The following is a 20568-nucleotide window of genomic DNA, read 5'->3' on the forward strand; positions in this document are numbered from 1 at the left end:
AGCTGAAAAACCGGCACAAAACCTCGCGCCGGCTTTTCACAATTAGGCAAAAATACCGCTTATTTCTTCTTCTTCGCCGCAGCCGGGCCCTCGTCGAAGCCGATATAGACCTTGGCGAAATCGCCGGCGCCGCCGGGGAGTGCGATGTTGGTCTTGGTGAAGATGAACTGGGTGGTGCCGACGCCGGTGGGGACTTCGACGGGGTATTGTGTCAACTCCGAATAGAGCGTGTTCTTGCCGTCGGTTGCGGCGACGCGGATCGGCAGGTTGACGGTGCCGGCGCCACCGGCAGGGCCTGCAACGACGCGGCCCTGGACGACGACGGTCATGACCAGCTGGCTCTCGTTCTGGACGCATTGGCGGGTCGTGTCGGCGAGCGACGCCTGGTAGACGATCTTGGTCGGATCGTCCTTGGCGCCCTTGGCATAGGTCCGGTAATTGGCGGTGCCATCGAGCAGGTAGACCTGCGGGCATGTGCCCTGGATGACGGCCGGTGTCGGTGCTGCCGCATTGCCGCCGGCGTCGATCGCGCCGCCCGTGTCTGTCTTGTTGCAGCCTGCGATGACCACGAGAAGCGAAATTCCGAGAAGACGGATGGAAACTTTACCAAACACCTGACTTGACCCCCTGCCTTGCACAAATTGATGCCGCAGGCGTGACTGACCGCAAAATAAGGTATTTTTCGGTTTTCTGCCCTGCAACTTGAGCCTTTCAAGACCCTTGGCGATGGTCTATAGCAGCGACGCATTGAAAAATCGATTGGAGTCTGATGCCGCAACGCCAATTTTTCAGCGCGCGCTGAAAGGGCCGGTGACAGACGAAAATCCGATATTTCCGTCAGCTTTGCCAAGGGCTGACGCAAAGAGAACCGCAATTCCCGCCCGCTTCCACTAGGGTGCGGCTCAATTCCCGCCGCAACGTCTGCGGCAGCAAACAGACGACGAAGGATGGTCACGGTGAAGTATATCTCGACGCGGGGCGAAGCCCCTTCGCTGGGTTTTTGCGATGCGCTTCTGGCGGGCCTTGGCCGCGACGGCGGGCTTTACGTGCCGGAACAATGGCCAAGCTTCACCAAAAAGGAAATCCGGGCGCTGCGCGGACAATCCTACCAGGATATCGCGTTCACGGTTCTGAGCCCCTTCATCGACGGTGAAATCCCTGACGCCACGTTCCGCGCGATGATCGACGAGGCCTATTCGACCTTCCGCCATCCGGCCATCGCGCCGGTCGTCCAGACCGGGGCGAACGCCTTCATCATGGAGCTTTTCCACGGCTCGACGCTCGCCTTCAAGGATGTGGCGATGCAGCTTTTGGCGCGGCTGATGGATCATGTTCTGACGGAGCGAAACGAACGCGCCACCATCGTCGGCGCCACATCGGGCGATACCGGCGGTGCCGCGATCGACGCCTTTGCCGGACGCGACCGTACCGATATCTTCATCCTCTTTCCGCATAGCAAGGTCTCGCCGGTGCAGCAGCGCCAGATGACCACCTCGGCGGCCAGCAATGTCCACGCGGTGGCGATCAACGGCAATTTCGACGATTGCCAGAGCCTCGTCAAAGAGATGTTCAACGACATTTCCTTCCGCGACAGCGTGGCGCTCTCCGGCGTCAACTCGATCAACTGGGCCCGGATCATGGCCCAGATCGTCTATTATTTCACCACGGCTCTGGCGCTCGGCGGTCCCGACCGGATGGTGTCGTTCACCGTTCCGACCGGCAATTTCGGCGATATTTTTGCCGGTTACGTGGCCCGCCAGATGGGCCTGCCGATCGACAAGCTGGTCGTTGCTACCAACGAGAACGATATTGTCGCCCGCACGCTGGAGACCGGCCGCTACGAGATGCGCGACGTCAAGGCGACCACCTCGCCATCGATGGATATCCAGATCTCGTCGAATTTCGAACGGCTGCTGTTCGAGGCCTATGGACGCGACGCTTCCAAGGTGCGCGGCGCCATGGCCAGCCTGAAGCAGTCCGGCTCCTTCGACATCGAGGAGGATGCGCTGAAATCCATCCGCAAGGTGTTTCGCGCGGGGCGCGCCACCGAGAAGGAAGTGGCCAAAACGATCGCCAGGACGCTGGAGACCACCGGCTATCTTCTCGATCCGCATACGGCGATCGGCGTCTTCGTTGCCAACAAGCACGAGACATCCAGCGTTCCCATGGTGACGCTTGCGACCGCGCATCCGGCAAAATTCCCGGCCGCAGTTAAATCGGCCTGTGGTATTGACCCGGCGCTTCCAACGTGGCTTGCTAATCTGATGGTCAGGGAGGAGCGTTTCGACGTTCTTGACGCCGAGCTAAAAGCTGTTGAAACCTTTATCAATGAGCGGGCCCGCATCCGGAAATAAGGACGCAGAAAGACGTATGATGAAAGTTGAGTGCACCCGGCTTCAATCCGGGTTGACGGTCGTCACCGAGAACATGCCGCATCTTGAAAGCGTCGCACTCGGGGTCTGGATCAAATCCGGTTCACGCGATGAAACCACGGACGAGCACGGAATTGCCCATCTGCTGGAACATATGGCGTTCAAAGGCACAGCACGGCGCACGGCCCGCGACATTGCCGAGCAGATCGAAAATGTCGGCGGCGAGGTCAACGCCGCGACGTCAACCGAAACCACCTCCTACTACGCCCGCATTCTTCAGGACGACGTTCCGCTCGCGGTCGATATTCTCGCCGACATCCTGACGGAATCCTCCTTCGACGAGGACGAGCTGCAGCGCGAAAAGCAGGTCATCCTGCAGGAAATCGGCGCCGCCAACGACACGCCCGACGATGTCGTCTTCGACAAATTCGCCGAAACCGCCTTTGCCAACCAGACGATCGGCCGCCCGATCCTCGGCACGCCGGAAACGGTTCTATCCTTCACGCCCGAACAGATCCGCACCTATCTCGACCGCAACTACACCACAGACCGCATGTTCGTCGTCGGTGCCGGTGCAATCGATCATGATAGCTTTGTGCGACAGGTTGAAGACCGTTTTTCCAGCCTGCCGCAAAAGCCGGTGGCGTCGCCTGTTGCCGAGACCGCCCATTATACCGGCGGCGACGTGCGCGAAGGCCGCGACCTGATGGATGCGCAGGTTCTGCTCGGCTTCGAGGGCAAGGCCTACCATGCCCGCGATTTCTACTGTTCGCAGATCCTTGCCAATATTCTCGGCGGCGGCATGTCGTCCCGGCTGTTCCAGGAGGTGCGCGAGCATCGCGGCCTGTGCTATTCGGTCTATGCCTTCCACTGGGGCTTTTCCGATACCGGCATTTTCGGCGTGCATGCGGCGACCGGCGGCGAGAACCTGCCGGAACTGATGCCCGTCATCATCGATGAGCTGCGCAAGTCCTCGATGAATATCGAGCAGCAGGAAATCGACCGCGCCCGCGCGCAGATCCGGGCCCAGCTTTTGATGGGGCAGGAAAGCCCGGCAGCGCGCGCCGGCCAGATTGCCCGCCAGATGATGCTCTATGGCCGCCCGATCCCGAATGAGGAACTCATGGAGCGCCTGTCCGGTATCACCGTGGAACGCCTGACGGATCTTGCCGGCCGCTTGTTCTTCGACACGGTACCGACGCTGTCGGCGATCGGTCCGGTCGAGAAGCTGGCGCCGATGGGCGATATTCTGGGTGCACTGTCCAACAAGGCCGTCCGGGCTCGGGCTGCCAACGGCTAATTCTTTTCTGATGAGCGACCTCCGGGCGTTCGCCGAGCGCCCGGCACTCTCGCATATGGTATCAACCCATCCGCTGCGGAGGCTTCCATGACACGATCGGTGTTTCGGTTTCTGTCGAGGCAGCCGGGTCCGATCGAAATTGGCAATGCGGCGCACATGCTGCGCCTGCCCAAATCCACCGATTACCGCCAATGGTACCAGCTGCGCAGCGAAAGCCGCGCCTTTCTGGAGCCCTGGGAGCCGACATGGCGGGCCGACGAGATGACCGAAAGCGCCTTTCGCACCCGCGTCATCCGCAATGAACAGGAATTTTCCTCCGGCCAGGCCGTTCCCCTGTTCATCATTTCACGCGACGAAGACCAGCTGATCGGCGGCCTGACAATCGGCTATATCCGCCGGGGCGCCGCCCAATGCTGCATGATCGGCTACTGGATGGGCGAAAGATTTGCCGGCAAGGGGCACATGGCGCAGGCCGTCAAGCTCGCAATCCCCTATATCTTTTCGAGCCTTCAGTTGCACCGTATTGAAGCAGCCTGTATTCCCGAGAACCACAGAAGCATCCGGCTCCTTGAAAAGGCCGGGTTTCAGCGCGAAGGCTATTTGCGGGAATACCTGAAAATCAACGGGCAATGGCGGGATCATCTGATGTTTTCCCTCCTCTCGCAGGACAGCATGCAACATAAGAATTCGAGTGATTGATGTTTTTGACCCGCCTGCCACCTCACCCGTCAGCACGCAGACTTTTGGCGCTTCTCACCGCCATGATGATCGCGTTCTGCCTGATCGGGAGCGGTGCTGCGCTTGCCACCGAGCCAGTCAAGATTTCACGCGAGGACACGGCGCTTGATCTGACGGCAACGACGGAAATCTATACCGGCCGCGGCGAAGCCTTCCAGGTTTCGACGGCGCCCGGCACAGACGGCATCGTACGGCGCATCGAGGTTCGCTCCAGCGCCGACAACCATCAGGGCGACTGGGCGGTGTTTGCGCTGGCCAACGTGTCGGAAGAGCAGCTGGAGCGCGTCATCGTCGCCCCGCATTTCCGTCTGGTGAATTCGAAGCTGTTCTGGCCGGACCTTGGCTCGCAGCGCATCCTGTCGATCACCCCGAGCGAGGGGTTTGCGCTCGACCGCCAGCCGAGCGACGAGGCCGACGTGTTCCGCATCACGCTCAATCCCGGTTCGGTCATCACCTTCGTCGCCGAACTTGCCGGGCCTGACCTGCCGCAGATCTATCTCTGGCAGCCGGACGCCTACAAGGACACGGTAAACGCGTTCACGCTCTATCGCGGCATCGTGCTGGGCATTGCCGGCCTCTTGGCCGTGTTCCTCACCATTCTCTTCGTCGTCAAGGGAACCTCGATGCTGCCGGCGACGGCGGCACTGGCCTGGGCGGTGCTTGCCTATATCTGCGTCGATTTCGGCTTCCTGTCGAAACTGATCTCGATCACCGCAGGCGACGAGCGCATCTGGCGCGCAGGCAGCGAGGTGTTTCTCGCCGCCGGTCTTGTCATCTTCCTGTTCACCTATCTCAACCTCAACCGCTGGCACCAGCACCTGAGCTATGCGACGCTCGCCTGGATCCTCGGACTTGGCCTTTTGTTCGGCGTAGCGATTTACGACCCGGCGATCGCGTCCGGTATTGCCCGCCTCTCGTTTGCGCTGACCGGTACTGCCGGCATCGTGCTGATCGCCTATCTCGGCTTCAACCGCTATGACCGCGCCATCCTTCTGGTGCCGGCCTGGCTTCTGATCCTCGTCTGGCTGTTTGGCGCCTGGCTGACCGTCACCGGACAGCTGGCCAACGATATCGTCCAGCCGGCGCTTGGCGGCGGCCTGGTTCTGATCGTGCTTCTGATCGGCTTCACGGTGATGCAGCATGCCTTTGCCGGCGGCGCCTATAGCCAGGGGCTGTTTTCGGACCTGGAGCGCCAGTCGCTGGCGCTGACCGGTTCGGGCGATACCGTCTGGGACTGGGACGTGGCGCGCGACCGTGTCGTCACCATCCCGGATATTTCCGGCCAGCTCGGCCTCTCGCCCGGCACCATGCACGGCGCTGCCCGCAACTGGCTGCCGAGGCTGCATCCCGACGACCGCGACCGGTTCCGCGCCACGCTTGACGTGCTTCTGGAACATCGCAGGGGCCGTCTCAACCACGAGTTCCGCGTGCGCGCCGAAGACGGGCATTATCACTGGCTCTCGATCCGCGCCCGCCCGGTGCTCGGCGCCAACGGCGAAATCATCCGCTGCGTCGGCACGATCGTCGATATTACCGAGCAGAAGAATTCGATCGACCGGCTGCTGCACAATGCGCTGAACGACAACCTCACGGGCCTGCCGAACCGGCAGATTTTCCTCGACCGGCTGCAATCGCTTCTGTCGCTGGCACCAGGCTCGACGGCTGTGCGCCCCACCGTTATCACCATCGATATCGACCGCTACAAGCAGGTCAACGACATGCTTGGCATTGCCGCCGGCGACAATATCCTGATCGCGCTGACCCGCCGCCTGCGCCGCCTGGTCAAGCCTCAGGACACGCTGGCGCGGCTTGGCGGCGACGAATTCGGGCTGATCCTGATGTCGGAGCGCGACACGGCCAAGGTCGCCGATTTTGCCGATGCCGTTTCCAAGGCGATTATGGTACCGCTCAATTTCGGCAACAAAGAAATCAACCTGACGGCCTCGATCGGCCTCGTCTCCTGGGTCGATCAGCAGGAAAATGCAGCCGGCCTGCTTGACGATGCCGAGCTTGCGATGTTCCGCGCCAAGAAGGCCGGCGGCAACCGCGTCGAACCCTTCCGCCCGGCCTTCCGCGCCTCGGGCACCGACCGCCTGCAGCTCGAAACCGACCTGCGCCGCGCCATCGAGCGCAAGGAACTCAGCCTCGTCTATCAGCCGATCGTGCGCCTGGTCGATGCCGAAATTGCCGGCTTCGAGGCGTTGATGCGCTGGGAACATCCCAAGCGTGGCAGCATCTCGCCGTCGGAATTCATTCCGATCGCCGAAAATTCCGATCTGATCAACGAGCTCGGCATGTTCGCCTTCGAAAAGGCCACCAGCGACCTGACCGAATGGCAGATCCAGACCGGCGAGCTGCCGATCTTCGTTTCCGTCAACCTGTCGAGCGCGCAACTGCTCAACAACGAACTCTATGACGACATCCGTGCGGTCTTGAACAAGAACCATTGCGATCCGCATAAGGTGAAGGTGGAACTGACCGAATCCGTCGTCATGGAAAACCCGGAACAGGCGCGGCTTGTGCTGGAGAAGCTCAAGGATGCGGGCTTGCGGCTGGCGCTCGACGATTTCGGCACCGGCCATTCGTCGCTTGCCTACCTCACCCGCTTTCCGTTCGACACGATCAAGATCGACAAGTCGCTGGTCCGCGACCCCAGCGACAAACGCTCCATCCTCCTGCGCTCCGTCATCACCATGGCCCGCGAACTGGAGATGCAGGTCGTCGCCGAAGGCATCGAATCCGAGGAAGACGCCATCCAGCTCGCCCAGATGGGCTGCGATTTCGGCCAAAGCTTCCTCTTCGGCCCCCCCATCGGCTCGGACTCGATCCAGCGGCTGCTGAAGGAGAGGTTTCCGTTGATGAAGCGGGCGTGAGGCAGAGGGTGAATTTTGCTACGATGTAGCCAGTTCGACAGGCGTCAGCTTTGGCTGAAAGCGGTTACGAGAGGTAAGGCAATCACTTCAGACGTAGGAAGTGGACCCATACCGACATTCCTCGCTTCTGCATTTTGCGTCTGGTCGGTACTTTACAAGATGACGGCAAACCATCCGCTCGGAGCAAATCAATTGCATCAGTGCCCCGTTGAACAAATGGCATTCATTCCGCTCCTGACTCTGTGTGGCTTCCCGAGCGACTCCGTACCCGCATCGCGGCTACGTTGGTGATGCCGCTCATAGTCCACGTACTCGGGTATACCCCTAGAACGACCAAAGCCACCCGCGAGGGTGGCTTGGCTTATGAGTCTCCTTGCGGAGAGACGGCGACCTCATCGGCCCCGCGAATGATCTATATTTAGCTTTGGACTCTGTCGTAGTCAACACCCATGAAGCCGTGCTGTATCGAGATCGATCACGCTGCGTCATCTCAGAGGCTTCCGTTCCGTCTTCGTTTGTACTGTTTCTACCGTCCCAGCAACGGCCGTTGATGGGGTCACTCGGACGGCCGTGTTTTTGTAACTGCTACGTTCGCCGGCAGAGGTGGCACCCACCCCGCAATGATGGCATGCGCCTTCTGTAAAATCACCGTTAGTTCGTCACCCTTTAAACGCGGCGGAGTGTTGCTCACATTGTCGAGCCTGCTGGTTGCCACTGTCATGAGATGGTCACACACTACCCATGTACGCTTGCCATCAATCCTGCCTTGCATTTCGGCGCTGATCTCAATGGCGTTCGCATTCTTCGCGTTGTCGTCATCCGTAGTCATCGGCAATACCGTGACCTTACCGTGCAAGGTTGCGTTCTTGCTGACGACAACGACAGGGCGCTTTTTCCAGAATTCAGGGATATGGATCACGTTTTCGGGGTGTAAGTCACACCAATAGATGTTTCCCACTTTGGGCGCAGCTTTTATACGTATTCCATACTTCGTTGCCATTGTTATGCCGTTGCGTGTCCAACAAGCGATAGCTCCGGATCGCAATTAGCCCGTTGTCCGCTTTTGGTGCAAGACAGACGAGGCGGCCGACGGTTATATGACCCAATTTGGTCACCCGACGAGCGATCCGACGGCAACGTCTGTAGACAAACAGCCGTCGGCAGCACCTAAGCCACCAACGGCGTTTACGACGTAAAATCGGGATTTACGGCCTTCAGTCAAACGGCGGCCGATGTTCAACCCTACTGCCCGTACACCGCCCCTGCCCGGCGGATCAAACTGTTTATGAAATCGAGTTTTTGTACCACCGGGGGTGACAGCACGAAGGGGTAGCTGTCGGGCTGGCCCATGCTGCGCTGGATGCTGTTGAGTGCCACGCTCAAGGGGACCCAGGCATCGACGAGGGGTTGGGCATCATTCGCGCGGTAGGGGTCGAAATCGACTTCGGCGGCCATGTCCTCGTGGCGGCGGGGCTCGGTGGACAGGCCGAAGGAGCGGGCTGTCTCCAGCGTATCGACGATGTGGAAGAAATGCGCCCAGCATTCGGCAAAATCTTCGGCCGGGTGGGCGCTGGCATAGGTGCTGATGAAGTTCAGTTGCCAGTCGGCTGGCGGTCCCTGTTCGTAGTTGCGCTTCAGCGCCTCGGCATAGTCCTCGCGCTCGTCGCCGAACAGGGCGCGGGCTTCGGCAAGCGTTTGCTCGTCGCGCACCAATTGCGCCCAGTAGAAATGGCCGATCTCATGGCGGAAATGGCCGAGCAGCGTCCTGTAAGGCTCGTTCATCGAGACGCGCACGCTTTCGCGCGTCGCGTCATTGGCCTCGGCTGCACGCAGGCTGATCAGGCCGTCTTCGTGGCCGGTCATGGCGGGAACCACATTGCCGTTCGCATCCACCTCGTCGGCCAGGAAATCGAACACGAGACCGCCCTGCGGATCGGCGTCGCGGCCGGGGCGCGGCAGTTTCCAGCGCAGAAGCGAATAGAACAGATGCCGCTGCGCCTGGCCGATCTTTTGCCAGCGCGCCAAGCCTTCGGGATTGTCTGTCACCGGCACGATGCGGTTGTAGCGGCAGGCCTGGCAATAGGCGTGATCGTCATTGGTGGAGATCAGCCAGTTGCAGATATCGTGGGCGGCATTGGCGCAGAAGCGCACATCCGCCACCGGACGCGAAGATGCCTGCCACAGGTCTTCGCTTGCGGGTGTTACCGCCTGCATCGACATGGCCTCCGGCAGGAAGCCGAGTTGCGACCCGCAATTGATGCAGACGCGATTGTCGAAATGGACGGGATTTCCGCAGTTGCCGCATTCGTAAAGTCTCATGAAAATCGCCCCGCCTATGGCTCCGCCGATGATGAATGAAGAGTGACTGCCGTGACAGCCATTGCCTGAATATGTGGTGTCTCGCAAAGAAATGCCCGCCGGCACAAGGCACAGCGGGCATCGGCGCTGAAATCTTCTATCCAGTTGAACCCGTCAGGACAGTCGATTCGCGCACTTGGGAGCCGCCGGTGGCCGATGAGGCCTGCCAGCGGCAAACCGGATTACATGCGATCAACGGTACCCTTGACGGCGTCCTTGGCCTTGCCTGTAGCCGTCTGGACCTTGCCCTTGACTTCCTGGCCCTTGCCTTCAGCCTGCAGCTTTTCACTGCCGGTTGCCTTGCCTGCTGCCTGCTTGACCTTGCCTGCTGCCTGATTGGCGGCGCCGGAAATCTTGTCGGAAGTGCTACCCATGATCAGTCTCCTTGAGAGGTTGAGGTCAGGATCGGATCGTCCTGTCCTTGCGACTGGAAAACGGAGAGCGGCTGAATTTGTTCCGGCTTAAGACAACAAAGTCGAAAATAGATTGGCCCTATGCATGGCCGGCATCGACCGACAGCATGGCAGGCGCCACACCCATCGAGGCCAGAGCCCGGTCGTATTTGTCGCCGAGGCCGCGGTCGAAGATCAGCTCCTCGCTGGCCGGGCAATTCAGCCAGCCATTGTTGGCGATTTCATTTTCAAGCTGGCCCGCACCCCACCCGGCATAGCCGAGCATCATCATCGCCTTGGCAGGCCCCTCGCCGCGCGAAATCGCCCGTACGATATCGAGCGTTGCCGTCAGGCAGATGTCGTCATTGACGGGAATGCTGGACTCGCTGAGGTAATCATCCGAATGCAGAACGAAGCCACGGCCGGTTTCCACCGGGCCGCCGGTCTGGATCTGGAAATCGCGCGTAATGCCTGGAAGCCGGATGGCCTGTTCCTGATCGATGATCTGCAGATGCAGGAGAACATCGGGAAATGTCAGTTGCTGCGGCCGGTTGAGCACGAAGCCCATGGCGCCGTCGTCCGAATGGGCGCAGACGAAAATAACGGTGCGGGCAAAATTGCTGTCGAACATGCCGGGCATGGCGATCAGGAACTGACCGTCCAACACCCCGCGTTCGCGCTTTTTCTGGAACGTCGCCATCATGGTCTTAGCCTCAGGTTCAAATGAAAAGCGCTTCCACTCTGGTCTTTAATTTGCGGATATCCCGCGTCTCGAAGCCGTGTGCCATCAAGAGAAAATGATCGCGAGGTGAGAGCCGGCATCTTTCAAGCCTGCCTCAAAACCGGTAAGCCTCAGCGTCATGAAACATCATCGCCTCCGAGAGATTGTGCCTCATTTGGCTGCGCTGGCAACCCTTGCAGCATATTTTTTTATTGCCCCGTCCGCCATGGCCGCACAAAGCCAGTGGGTGCAGTCGCAAGGCGGCGAGGTTCGCATCGTCGCCGCCAAACCGCTCGCTGATGGCACGATCCCGGCCATTCTCGACATCCGGCTGAAGCCCGGCTGGAAGACCTACTGGATCGACCCCGGTGCCAGCGGGATCCCGCCGCAGATCACCATCGACCCGACGGACGGCATTGCCTTTTCCGGTCTGCGCTTTCCAGCACCGAAGGCCTTTCACGACGGCATTGCGGGATATACGGGCTATGATCATTCGGTGGCCTTTCCGCTCTCTCTGAAGCGCGAGAAAAGCGGCGATCTCAGCCTGAATGCCTCGGTGTTTCTCGGGATTTGCAAGGATATCTGCATCCCGGTGCAGGCAGACCTGCATCTTTCGCTGCCCGAGGGACTTGCGGAAAACCCGCTCGACCGGGCCCGGATCGAGGATGCCGTCGCGGCCCTGCCGATGCCGCCGTCCGGCACCTTCAAGGTGACGGCCGCCGCCTTCGACGCGGCTGAAAAGCGCCTGCACCTGGAACTGGTAACGCCGGCGGCAATGCCTGCGGAAATCTTCCTGTCCGGTCCTGCCGGCTATAGTTTCGGCACGCCGGACACAGTTGTCGCGCAGGATGGCAAGGTGACGGCCGTGGTGCCGGTCAGGGTTCCCGCCAAGGGCGGCGCCTTGAAAAGCGGCGCGGTGACGCTGGTTGCGCGTTCGGGCGAACAGAGCATCGAAACCCCGCTTGCCTTTGACTGAACCGAATCTATATTCCCATCGACCACGGAGCCTTCAGCGCTCCGGCCTTCCCGAAAAAGACTTCAAGGAGTGAGACCGTGACCATTTCCGTCGGAGACAAGCTGCCTGCCGCCACCTTCAAGGAAAAGACCGCCGATGGCCCGGTCGAAATCACCACCGACCAGCTGTTTTCCGGCAAGAAGGTCGTGCTCTTTGCCGTTCCCGGCGCTTTCACGCCGACCTGCTCGCTCAACCACCTGCCGGGCTATCTGGAAAACCGCGACGCTATCCTTGCCCGCGGCGTCGATGATATCGCCGTCGTCGCCGTCAACGACCTGCATGTGATGGGCGCCTGGGCAACCGCATCGGGCGGCATGGGCAAGATCCATTTTCTCTCCGACTGGAACGCCGCCTTCACCAAGGCTCTCGGCATGGATATCGATCTCTCGGCCGGCACGCTCGGCCTGCGCTCCAAGCGCTATTCGATGCTGGTGGAAGACGGCGTGGTGAAAACCATCAATGTCGAGGAAAGCCCCGGACAGGCGACCGTCTCTGCCGCTGCCGCCATGCTCGAGCAGATTTGAGGCCTGGCGTTCAGGCCAGATGATTGCAGCATCGCCTGCCGGTTGGACCGGCAGGCCTTGGGGCCGGTAAAACCTACCGAACCCGCTTCTCGACCAATGTTGCAAGCTGGCCGATGACAGTGCCCCAGCCGTCGAAGAAGCCCAGCTCTTCGTGCATTGTCCGGTCGGCATTGCTCTTGTGCATGACATAAGCGTGGTAATCGGTGCCGTCTGGATGATCCTGCAGCGTGACGATGGCCGTCATGAAGGGCTGTTCGGCCGGGCGCCAGCCGCCGGTCAGCGCGTTGGTGAAGACGATCCGCTCGCCATCCTGCACATCCAGGAAGCAGGCGGAGAGATGCGGCTGGAAATCGCCGCCGTTTTCGCTCATCTGCGTCGTAAGGGCTCCGCCCGGGCGCAGGTCCATGGCGACCACCTTGCATTTGGCCGGCGCGGGGATCCACCATTGCTCGAAGCGTGACGGATCGGTCCAGGCGCTCCAGACAAGCGATCGCGGCGCCTTGATGATCCGGGAAATCGTCAGGTCGAGCTTGGGGTCGGGTGTGGTCATTGTCAGCCTCCTTGTGCCTTAAGTCTTGGTTTCTTTTGTCCTGGTAACGAACTGCTCAAGCCTGTCGGTACGGCCCTCCCACAGCGAACGCTGCGCCGACAGCCACGCATCGACTGCGGCAAACTGCTGTTTCTCGATGGTGCAGGTGCGGACCCGCCCCTGCTTGCGGGTCTTGATCAGGCCGCTGCCCTCCAGAAAATGAATGTGTTTCATGAAGGACGGCAGGGCCATGGCGAAGGGTTCGGCAAGGTCGCTGATGCTGGCCGGTCCATTGCCCAGCCGCGCCAGCACGGCCCGCCGCGTCGGGTCTGCCAGCGCCTGGAAAATCCCGTCGAGCTGGTGTGAATACTGATCCATAAAGCTAAGTATCACAACGCAACACTTACCGCAAGAGCTAAGTGTTTTCCTCCGGTCCTTGACTTGCCATGGCGAGAGGGCATGTTTTCATGGAAGACGCATTCGGGAGGTCACGATGAAGACGTTTTTTCGTATCGGTGTGGCTATTGCCGTCATGACGGTGGCTGGTCAGGCCGCAGCCAAGATTCCGCTTGTGAACGCCACCTGCCCCGGCAATATCGACGTTCACGCCGATCAGGGCGGTCCGATCTATATCAACGGCAAGGAAGGCAAGCTCAAGGTCTTCAACGAGAACTATTATGAAGCCAAGGGCGGCGGTGTCACCATATCGCTCACCATCAGTCCGGATGGATCGGCGGATGTCTCCTATACCGGCAAGGGCGGCGCCAATGGTGTCTGCACCGTGAAGTAACCGGCAAGGGGATGTCATGAACCAGAGCATCGCGCTGATCGCGCTCGTCGTTGCCGATTATGACGCGGCGATTGCTTTTTACGTCGGCAAGCTCGGTTTCGTGCTGGTCGAGGACAGTTACCAGCCCGAGCAGGACAAACGCTGGGTGGTTGTGCCGCCGCCTGGCAAGGGCAGCACAGCGCTGCTTTTGGCAAAGGCGTCCTCGCCGGTTCAGGAACCATTCGTCGGCAATCAGGCGGGCGGGCGCGTGTTCCTGTTTTTGCAGACCGATGATTTCTGGCGCGATCATGCAAAGATGGTCGAGACAGGAATCCGCTTTATCCGCGAACCGAAAGAGGCTCCCTACGGCATCGTCGCCGTGTTCGAGGACCTCTATGGAAATCTCTGGGATCTGGTCGAGTTTACCGACGGACGATAGAGCTTACCGCTTCTTCTTAAACGGTTCCATGCCCTTGCGGGCGAGTTCGTCGGCGCGTTCGTTTTCCGGGTGGCCGGCATGGCCCTTGACCCAGTGCCAGGTGACCTTGTGGCTCTGGTTGGCGGCATCGAGCGCCTGCCAGAGTTCGCCGTTCTTCACCGGCTTCTTGTCTGCGGTCTTCCAGCCGTTCTTCTTCCAGCCGTGGATCCACTTGCCGATGCCGTCCATGACATATTTCGAATCGGTATAGAGATCGACTTCACACTGTGTCTTCAGGCTCGTGAGCGCGGTGATTGCCGCCAGCAGTTCCATACGGTTGTTGGTGGTTTCCGCCTCGCCGCCGCACAGGTCCTTCTCGGTCTCGCCATAGCGCAGCACCGCGCCCCAGCCGCCCGGACCGGGGTTTCCGGAGCAGGCGCCATCGGTGAAGATATCAACATGTTTCATGCGGGCATTGTCTCGTTGGTGAGGCCGTATTCGGCTGATGTTGCGACGGAGCGGTGGAACTGCAGCTTCTTCAGATATTCCAGCGGGTCCTTCTTGACCACGAGGGCACCGGCCGGCGTCATCAGCCAGTCGTAGAGCCGCGTCAGGAAAAACCGCAGCGCCGAACCGCGCGCCAGCAGCGGCAGCGCCTCGATCTCGGCAGATGTCAGCGGCCGCACGCTCTGGTAACCCGCAAGCAGCGCCATGGCCTTGGTGATGTTGAACGCGCCGTCCTTTTCGAAGCACCAGGCATTCAGGCAGACCGAGACGTCATAGGCGAGCAGGTCGTTGCAGGCAAAATAGAAGTCGATCAGGCCGGACAGTTGGTCGCCAAGGAAGAAGACGTTGTCGGGAAAGAGATCGGCATGGATGACGCCTTCCGGCAGGTCCTTCGGCCAGTTGGCCTCGAGGAAATCCAGTTCATGGGCAATCTCATCCGCCAGCCCCTGTTGCACCTCGTCGGCGCGGTCGCGCGAATTGTTCCACAACGGCCGCCAGCCGCCGACGGACAGCGCGTTGGGACGGCGGATCTCGAACCCCTCGCCGGCCACATGCATGGCGGCGAGCGCCTTGCCGACCTCGCGGCAATGGCTGGCATCCGGCTTGCGCAGCCACATGCCCTCGAGGAAGGAAATGACGGCGGCCGGACGGCCCGAGAGATGGCCGAGCAATTCGCCATCGGCACGCGGCAGAGGCAGCGGGCATGACAAACCGTTGCCGGCGAGATGATGCATCAGTCCGAGGAAAAACGGCAGGTCGTTCTGGTCCACCCGCTTTTCGTAAAGCGTCAGGATATAGGCACCCTTGGTGGTGTGCAGCAGAAAATTGGTGTTCTCGACGCCTTCGGCAATGCCCTTGTAGGACGTCAGCGTGCCGACATCATATTGCTTCAGAAAGCCGTTGAGATCGTCTTCGGTGATATCGGTGTAAACTGCCAAGGTCGGATCTCTGAGCTAGAATAGGTGGAAGGGGTTTGCCTGCGAATGGATCCTCGGGTCAAGCCCGAGGATGACGGAGAGTGGGACGGCCACAGCGCAGGCAATTGGCTTCAAAACATAACAAACTCGAAGCCGTCATCCTCGGGCTTGACCCGAGGATCCACGCCGCATGCACGTTTTGCCGTCACTCCCCATTCACAAACGCCATGTCCTGCGCCGTCAAGGGAACGTGGCGCAATTCGCGGTTGACGAGGAAGTTTTCGGTTTCCTCGACCGTGTCGGCCAATTCCACGGCGGCATCATAGCGCTGGCGAAAAGCCTCGATGATCTCGTTGACGATGACTTCCGGTGCCGACGCGCCCGCCGACAGGCCGACTGTAGAGATATCGGCGAAATCATCCCAGTCGATTTCCGACGCCCGCTGGACCAGCACCGATTTTTTTGCCCCGGCGCGCAGTGCCACTTCCACCAGCCGCTTGGAATTGGACGAGTTCGGCGCGCCGACGATGATGAAATGATCGCAGCCGGGAGCCGCCTGTTTCACCGCTTCCTGGCGGTTGGTCGTTGCGTAGCAGATCGAATCGGCGGCAGGCGCGGTCAGGTTCGGGAAGCGCTCGTGCAGCCGCTTGATGACGCCTGCCGTATCATCGACAGAGAGCGTCGTCTGGGTGACGAAACCGAGATTGTCGGCATCTGGCGGCATATAGGTTTCGGCGTCTTCGACCGTTTCCACCAGCGACACCGCACCTTCGGGCAATTGCCCCATCGTGCCGATCACCTCGGGATGTCCGGCATGGCCGATCAGCACCACATGGCGGCCGAGCTTCTGATGGCGCATGGCCTGCTTGTGGACCTTGGAGACCAGCGGGCATGTGGCGTCGAGGTAGAAGAGATTGCGCTGCATCGCATCGGCCGGAACCGATTTCGGTACGCCATGGGCGGAAAACACCACCGGTTGCTTGCGATGCTCCGGCGGGATCTCGTCGAGTTCCTCCACGAAGATCGCGCCCTTGGCCTCAAGCCCTTCGACGACATAGCGGTTGTGAACGATCTCGTGGCGGACATAAACAGGCGCGCCAAATTCCTTCAGCGCCAGAACGACGATCTGGATCGCCCGGTCGACCCCGGCGCAAAAACCGCGCGGGCCGCACAGGCGCAGGGTGATCGGGGTCTTTGCTGGAAGGGACGTCGCCATTGATCAGAATGCCAGTAAGGTGAACACAAGGCCGAGAATGGCCGGGCCGCCCTGCACGAGCAGGATGCGCGGCTTGACCGACCATGCGCCATATATAGCGGCAACGATCACGCACACAAGGAAGAACAGCTTCAACTGCACGGCAAATTCGGGCAACGCAGCAATCAGCGACCACACAAGTCCGGCGGCGAGAAAGCCGTTATAGAGCCCCTGATTGGCCGCCAGAACCCTGGTCGCCTGCGCCTGTTCCGATGTCATCCGGAAGATTTTTCGCGCCTGCGGCCCGGTCCAGAGAAACATTTCGAGCACGAGAAACCCGGCATGCATCAGCGCCGTCACGGCGATCAGGATGTTTGCAAGAATGGCCATTCGATTCCCTCCGCTCCGGACTGGATCGACCTTATGTCTTCCGCCGGAAGATGAAAATCCCGCTGATGACGACCAGGGCGGCAGCCAGCCCGTACCAGGTCATCGCATATTGCAGATGGCTGTTGGGCAGATCGAACTGCGTCACGCCGCCGATCGGCATGCCGCCGTCATGCGCCGTCGCATCGGCATCGATGAAGAAGGGCTCGACCTTGGCGGGATCGAGGCCGGCGCTCGATGCCATGACATCGAGATCCTTCCAGTAGAAGATGTTCTTGGCGATATCATTGTCCGGCACGGCCCAGGAAGGTTTTTCCAGAAGCTTGGCGCGCGACAGCCCGGTGACGGTCTGCTCGCCGGTCAGCTGGCCCTGCTTGCGCATTTCCGGTTCCTTCGCCTCGAAGGTGACGAAGCCGCGATTGACGAGAACGATCCGGCCATCGCTCAGCTCAAGCGGCGTATAGACGTAATAGCCGGTGCGGCCGCCAAAGGTGGCGAAGAAATGCCGTTCCTTGTTGTTGAGATAGGTGCCAGTGACGCGCACCGTGCGGTAATCGACGTCGTCTCCGGCCTTGGCCAGAGCCTCGATGGCCGCAAGGTCAACGGGCGGTGCCGCGCGCCGCTCCGCAATCGAGGCCAGAAGCCCCTCTTTCCAGGCCAGCCGTTCCATCTGCCATGTGCCGAGCGCCAGGAGGATCGCCAGCGCGACGAGGACCAGCACGATGCCGGCGATGCGGCCGACCAGACCGCCGCCCTTCTTCGTTGACACGCTATCAGCCACGATCGATCTCGCCCTGGCGCGCATTGTTGCGGAACTGGACATTGATGAGCACGCCCTTGAGCATGCGCATCAGCGCCAGGCTGAAGACGATGGCGAGCGGAATCCACAACAGGAAATGCACCCAGAGCGGCGGATTGATATTGACCTCCATCCAGAGTGCTGCGCCCACAACGACGAAACCGACGATCAGGATGACGAACACCACCGGCCCATCGCCGGCATCGGCAAAGCCGTAATCCAGGCCGCAATTGGCGCAGGCCGGCTTCAATGTCAAAAAGCCGTCAAACAGCTTGCCCTGCCCGCAGCGCGGGCAAAGCCCCTTGAGCCCGGCCCTCACCGGCTCGACCGGTGGAAAATGTGCGCTGTCTTCGTTCATCCGGTTCTTCCAAACTGTTCGCGGCGGCTGTGTGCCAAGGAGTCAGCCGACTACGTAACCCCAGCGCCCGCCTTCGTCCAAGGGCAAAGCCTGCGACAAAGACGCATCGTGCGACGGGGAGCAAAGTTGCACTCAAGGTGTTGGGCGATCGGCAACAATCGTCATCTTCAACCCGAGCGTATTAACGATCTTGTGGAGCGTTTCAAACCGGGCCTTCGATCCGCCCCGCAGCGACTTGTAGAGGCTTTCACGGCCAAGCCCCGAGGCCCTCGCAATCTCAGTCATTCCGCGCGCCTTGGCGACATCACCCAGAGCTGCGATGAAGACATCGGGATTGTCATCTTCCATCGCAGCCGTGAGATATTCGGCGACAAGGTCATCGTCATCGAGAAACTCGGATGCGTCAAATCTGGAGACCGTTGTCATGATTTATCCTTCTAAAGCGACTTCGCCATCTTCAATGCGGCTGCTATGTCCCGCTTCTGGCTGGACTTGTCGCCCCCGGCGAGTAGGAGATAGACAACGTCGCCACGCCGTTTGAAATACAAGCGATACCCTGGTCCATAATGGATCCGCATTTCCGAGACACCCTCGCCAACCGGTGCGCAGTCTCCCAGATTGCCGAACTCGGCGGAGCGTATCCGCGCAAGAATTCTGGCCTTCGCCTTCACGTCCCGCAGCGAAAACAGCCAATCCTTGAACACATCGGTTGTTTCAAATACGAGCATGATCAATCGTATCCGAAAGGATACATTCCGTCAATTTACCCTCAGCCATCGCTTCAAACAGAAACGGCCACATTGCTGCGGCCGCCCGAAAATTTTGTGTGTCGTCCGATCAGCCGTGGATCGGGGCACCCCAGCCGCCCCAGACGTAGATCGAGAAGAACAGGAAGAGCCAGACCACGTCGACGAAATGCCAGTACCAGGCGGCGGCTTCGAAGCCGAAATGCTGCTTGGGGGTAAAGTCGCCCTTCAGCGCGCGGATCAGGCAGATGGCGAGGAAGATCGTGCCGACCAGGACGTGGAAACCATGGAAGCCGGTCGCCATGAAGAAAGTCGCGCCGTAGATCGAATCCTTGAAGGCGAACGGAGCGTGGACATATTCGTAGGCCTGAACGCCCGAGAACAGGATGCCGAGCAGGACCGTCAGCGTCAGGCCGTTGATCAGGCCCTTGCGGTCGCCGTGCAGCAGGGCGTGGTGCGCCCAGGTGACCGTGGTGCCGGACAGAAGCAGGATGACGGTGTTGTAGAGCGGCAGGTGCCAGGGATCGAGAACCTCGATGCCCTTGGGCGGCCATGTGCCGCCGGTGAAGGCGGCGCGGGTGGCCTGGATGGCCTCGCCCGGAAACAGGCTGGCATCGAAATAGGCCCAGAACCAGGCGACGAAGAACATCACTTCCGAAGCGATGAACATGATCATGCCGTAACGCAGGTGCAGCGACACGACGCGGGTATGATGCCCCTCATGCGCTTCCTTGATCGTGTCGGCCCACCAGCCATACATCGTGTAGAGCACGACGGCGAGGCCGATGAAGAAGAACCACGGATGCGCCCAGTTCAGGCCGAACAGGTGCAGCGTGCCGCCCGACAGGTATCGCATATAGCCGACGCCGCCAAAGGCCATGACGAAGGCGCCGATCGAGGCGATCAGCGGCCAGGGGCTCGGATCGATGATGTGGTAGTCGTGATTTTTCTGGTGCGCATCGGCCATGTGGACTATCCCCGATAAGTCTTTCTCATGTCGTCATTTCCGGCTTAGCCGAAAACTGTGATCTGTCAAAGTTTTCTGTCAGTTTCGGCAGGTTTTGCCTTGAGCGCCGCGACCGGCTTCGACGGCTCGCGGGCGTAGAATGTGTAGGAGAGCGTCAGCGTGTTGATCCCCTTGGTCTCAACCGCCTTGACGATTTCCGGATCGATGAAGAACACCACCGGCATCTTCAGGTCTTCGCCTGGCTGCAGCGTCGTCTCGGTAAAGCAGAAGCACTCGACCTTGTTGAAATAGGCGCCGGCCGCCATCGGCGTGACGTTGAAGACCGCCTGACCGGTCGTCGCTTTCTTCGCCACATTGGTTGCTTCGAACTCGACCTGCACGGTTTCGCCGATCTTCAGTTCGATCTCGCGCTGCACGGGCTTGAACACCCAGGGCAGATCGGATGCGATATTGGCATCGAACGTCACCTTGATCTTCCGGTCGAGGATGACGTCGGAGGCCTGCTCGACGCGTTTGGTCGTGCCGTTATAGCCTGTCACCCGGCAGAACATGTCGTAGAGCGGCACGGCGGCATAGGCCATGCCGGTCATGCCGACGACGAAGGCGATGCAGGAGGCGACGATGACGCCGTTTGCCCGCTCCTTCTTCTGCTCCGGTGTTTTGATCGGGGCCATGATCTCTCC

At 60.3% G+C, this 20568-nt stretch carries 25 protein-coding genes; 8 read left to right on the forward strand and 17 right to left on the reverse strand.

Features of this window, described 5'->3' with window-relative positions; translation table 11 throughout:
• Positions 1-59 precede the first annotated feature (59 nt).
• Positions 60-614, reverse strand: coding sequence for a hypothetical protein (locus PYR65_RS17540; RefSeq protein WP_060636393.1), 555 nt, complete (start codon positions 612-614; stop codon positions 60-62).
• A gap of 333 nt (positions 615-947) precedes the next feature.
• Here PYR65_RS17540 and thrC point away from each other — a divergent pair, with 333 nt between their 5' ends.
• The 4 genes from thrC to PYR65_RS17560 all read left to right on the forward strand — a co-directional run bounded on the left by thrC (position 948) and on the right by PYR65_RS17560 (position 7283).
• Positions 948-2354 carry a threonine synthase gene (thrC, locus tag PYR65_RS17545; protein WP_276118903.1) on the forward strand — a complete coding sequence of 469 codons (1407 nt, stop codon included), beginning with the start codon at positions 948-950 and terminating at the stop codon, positions 2352-2354.
• A 16-nt stretch (positions 2355-2370) separates the two neighbouring features.
• Positions 2371-3672 carry a M16 family metallopeptidase gene (locus PYR65_RS17550; RefSeq protein WP_156383036.1) on the forward strand — a complete coding sequence of 434 codons (1302 nt, stop codon included), beginning with the start codon at positions 2371-2373 and terminating at the stop codon, positions 3670-3672.
• Between the two features lie 87 nt (positions 3673-3759).
• Positions 3760-4371, forward strand: coding sequence for a GNAT family N-acetyltransferase (locus PYR65_RS17555; RefSeq protein ID WP_060636395.1), 612 nt, complete (start codon positions 3760-3762; stop codon positions 4369-4371).
• Positions 4371-7283, forward strand: a complete 2913-nt coding sequence (locus PYR65_RS17560; protein ID WP_276118905.1) for a sensor domain-containing phosphodiesterase — start codon at positions 4371-4373, stop codon at positions 7281-7283. Before PYR65_RS17555 ends, PYR65_RS17560 begins: the two co-directional genes overlap by 1 nt.
• 556 nt (positions 7284-7839) lie before the next feature.
• Here PYR65_RS17560 and PYR65_RS17565 read toward each other — a convergent pair.
• From PYR65_RS17565 to PYR65_RS17580, 4 genes are all read right to left on the reverse strand, one after another.
• The gene (locus tag PYR65_RS17565; protein WP_060636397.1) at positions 7840-8283 is read right to left on the reverse strand and encodes a type II toxin-antitoxin system PemK/MazF family toxin; all 444 of its coding nucleotides are present in this window, start codon (positions 8281-8283) and stop codon (positions 7840-7842) included.
• A 242-nt stretch (positions 8284-8525) separates the two neighbouring features.
• Positions 8526-9602, reverse strand: a complete 1077-nt coding sequence (locus PYR65_RS17570) for a zinc-binding metallopeptidase family protein (protein ID WP_276118906.1) — start codon at positions 9600-9602, stop codon at positions 8526-8528.
• A gap of 221 nt (positions 9603-9823) precedes the next feature.
• Complete coding sequence (locus tag PYR65_RS17575; RefSeq protein WP_060636399.1) at positions 9824-10015, reverse strand: CsbD family protein; 192 nt, start codon at positions 10013-10015, stop codon at positions 9824-9826.
• A 118-nt stretch (positions 10016-10133) separates the two neighbouring features.
• Complete coding sequence (locus PYR65_RS17580) at positions 10134-10736, reverse strand: YqgE/AlgH family protein (protein ID WP_407951250.1); 603 nt, start codon at positions 10734-10736, stop codon at positions 10134-10136.
• A gap of 244 nt (positions 10737-10980) precedes the next feature.
• Between PYR65_RS17580 and PYR65_RS17585 the strand changes: the two genes are divergently transcribed.
• Positions 10981-11730, forward strand: coding sequence for a protein-disulfide reductase DsbD domain-containing protein (locus PYR65_RS17585; RefSeq protein ID WP_276118907.1), 750 nt, complete (start codon positions 10981-10983; stop codon positions 11728-11730).
• A 77-nt stretch (positions 11731-11807) separates the two neighbouring features.
• Positions 11808-12293 carry a peroxiredoxin gene (locus PYR65_RS17590; protein ID WP_060636401.1) on the forward strand — a complete coding sequence of 162 codons (486 nt, stop codon included), beginning with the start codon at positions 11808-11810 and terminating at the stop codon, positions 12291-12293.
• Between the two features lie 73 nt (positions 12294-12366).
• Here the strand turns inward: PYR65_RS17590 and PYR65_RS17595 are convergent, their stop codons facing one another.
• Both PYR65_RS17595 and PYR65_RS17600 read right to left on the reverse strand, forming a co-directional pair.
• Positions 12367-12843 (reverse strand): SRPBCC family protein, encoded by a 477-nt coding sequence (locus PYR65_RS17595; RefSeq protein ID WP_276118908.1) that lies wholly within the window; start codon positions 12841-12843, stop codon positions 12367-12369.
• Between the two features lie 18 nt (positions 12844-12861).
• Complete coding sequence (locus tag PYR65_RS17600; protein ID WP_276118909.1) at positions 12862-13200, reverse strand: ArsR/SmtB family transcription factor; 339 nt, start codon at positions 13198-13200, stop codon at positions 12862-12864.
• Between the two features lie 115 nt (positions 13201-13315).
• On the opposite strand from PYR65_RS17600, the gene PYR65_RS17605 reads away from it, so the two are divergent.
• Both PYR65_RS17605 and PYR65_RS17610 read left to right on the forward strand, forming a co-directional pair.
• Complete coding sequence (locus tag PYR65_RS17605; protein WP_276118910.1) at positions 13316-13612, forward strand: hypothetical protein; 297 nt, start codon at positions 13316-13318, stop codon at positions 13610-13612.
• Between the two features lie 16 nt (positions 13613-13628).
• A complete protein-coding gene (locus PYR65_RS17610) occupies positions 13629-14030 on the forward strand; it encodes a VOC family protein (protein ID WP_276118911.1) in 402 nt (133 codons plus the stop codon).
• Between the two features lie 3 nt (positions 14031-14033).
• Here PYR65_RS17610 and rnhA read toward each other — a convergent pair whose 3' ends face one another.
• The 10 genes from rnhA to PYR65_RS17660 form a co-directional block, all read right to left on the reverse strand.
• Positions 14034-14477, reverse strand: a complete 444-nt coding sequence (gene rnhA, locus PYR65_RS17615) for a ribonuclease HI (RefSeq protein ID WP_060636406.1) — start codon at positions 14475-14477, stop codon at positions 14034-14036.
• Positions 14474-15454: a homoserine kinase gene (locus tag PYR65_RS17620; protein WP_276118912.1), complete on the reverse strand. Its 981-nt coding sequence runs from the start codon at positions 15452-15454 to the stop codon at positions 14474-14476. Before PYR65_RS17620 ends, rnhA begins: the two co-directional genes overlap by 4 nt.
• A gap of 184 nt (positions 15455-15638) precedes the next feature.
• On the reverse strand, positions 15639-16649 hold the full coding sequence (gene ispH / locus PYR65_RS17625; RefSeq protein WP_276118913.1) for a 4-hydroxy-3-methylbut-2-enyl diphosphate reductase: 1011 nt from the start codon (positions 16647-16649) through the stop codon (positions 15639-15641).
• Positions 16650-16652: 3 nt separating this feature from the next.
• A complete protein-coding gene (locus tag PYR65_RS17630) occupies positions 16653-17018 on the reverse strand; it encodes a DUF1304 domain-containing protein (protein ID WP_276118914.1) in 366 nt (121 codons plus the stop codon).
• A gap of 31 nt (positions 17019-17049) precedes the next feature.
• The gene (locus PYR65_RS17635) at positions 17050-17820 is read right to left on the reverse strand and encodes an SURF1 family protein (RefSeq protein WP_276121096.1); all 771 of its coding nucleotides are present in this window, start codon (positions 17818-17820) and stop codon (positions 17050-17052) included.
• Positions 17789-18172 carry a DUF983 domain-containing protein gene (locus tag PYR65_RS17640; RefSeq protein WP_276118915.1) on the reverse strand — a complete coding sequence of 128 codons (384 nt, stop codon included), beginning with the start codon at positions 18170-18172 and terminating at the stop codon, positions 17789-17791. The genes PYR65_RS17635 and PYR65_RS17640 overlap by 32 nt, the downstream gene beginning before the upstream one ends.
• 132 nt (positions 18173-18304) lie before the next feature.
• The gene (locus tag PYR65_RS17645) at positions 18305-18598 is read right to left on the reverse strand and encodes an addiction module antidote protein (protein ID WP_060636411.1); all 294 of its coding nucleotides are present in this window, start codon (positions 18596-18598) and stop codon (positions 18305-18307) included.
• An 11-nt stretch (positions 18599-18609) separates the two neighbouring features.
• Positions 18610-18900 carry a type II toxin-antitoxin system RelE/ParE family toxin gene (locus PYR65_RS17650; RefSeq protein ID WP_060636412.1) on the reverse strand — a complete coding sequence of 97 codons (291 nt, stop codon included), beginning with the start codon at positions 18898-18900 and terminating at the stop codon, positions 18610-18612.
• Between the two features lie 109 nt (positions 18901-19009).
• Complete coding sequence (locus PYR65_RS17655) at positions 19010-19885, reverse strand: cytochrome c oxidase subunit 3 (protein ID WP_060636413.1); 876 nt, start codon at positions 19883-19885, stop codon at positions 19010-19012.
• A gap of 65 nt (positions 19886-19950) precedes the next feature.
• The gene (locus tag PYR65_RS17660; RefSeq protein WP_060636414.1) at positions 19951-20559 is read right to left on the reverse strand and encodes a cytochrome c oxidase assembly protein; all 609 of its coding nucleotides are present in this window, start codon (positions 20557-20559) and stop codon (positions 19951-19953) included.
• Positions 20560-20568 lie beyond the last annotated feature (9 nt).

It is taken from the genome of Pararhizobium qamdonense (assembly GCF_029277445.1).
In the GTDB taxonomy this organism is placed as follows: Bacteria; Pseudomonadota; Alphaproteobacteria; order Rhizobiales; family Rhizobiaceae; genus Pararhizobium; species Pararhizobium qamdonense.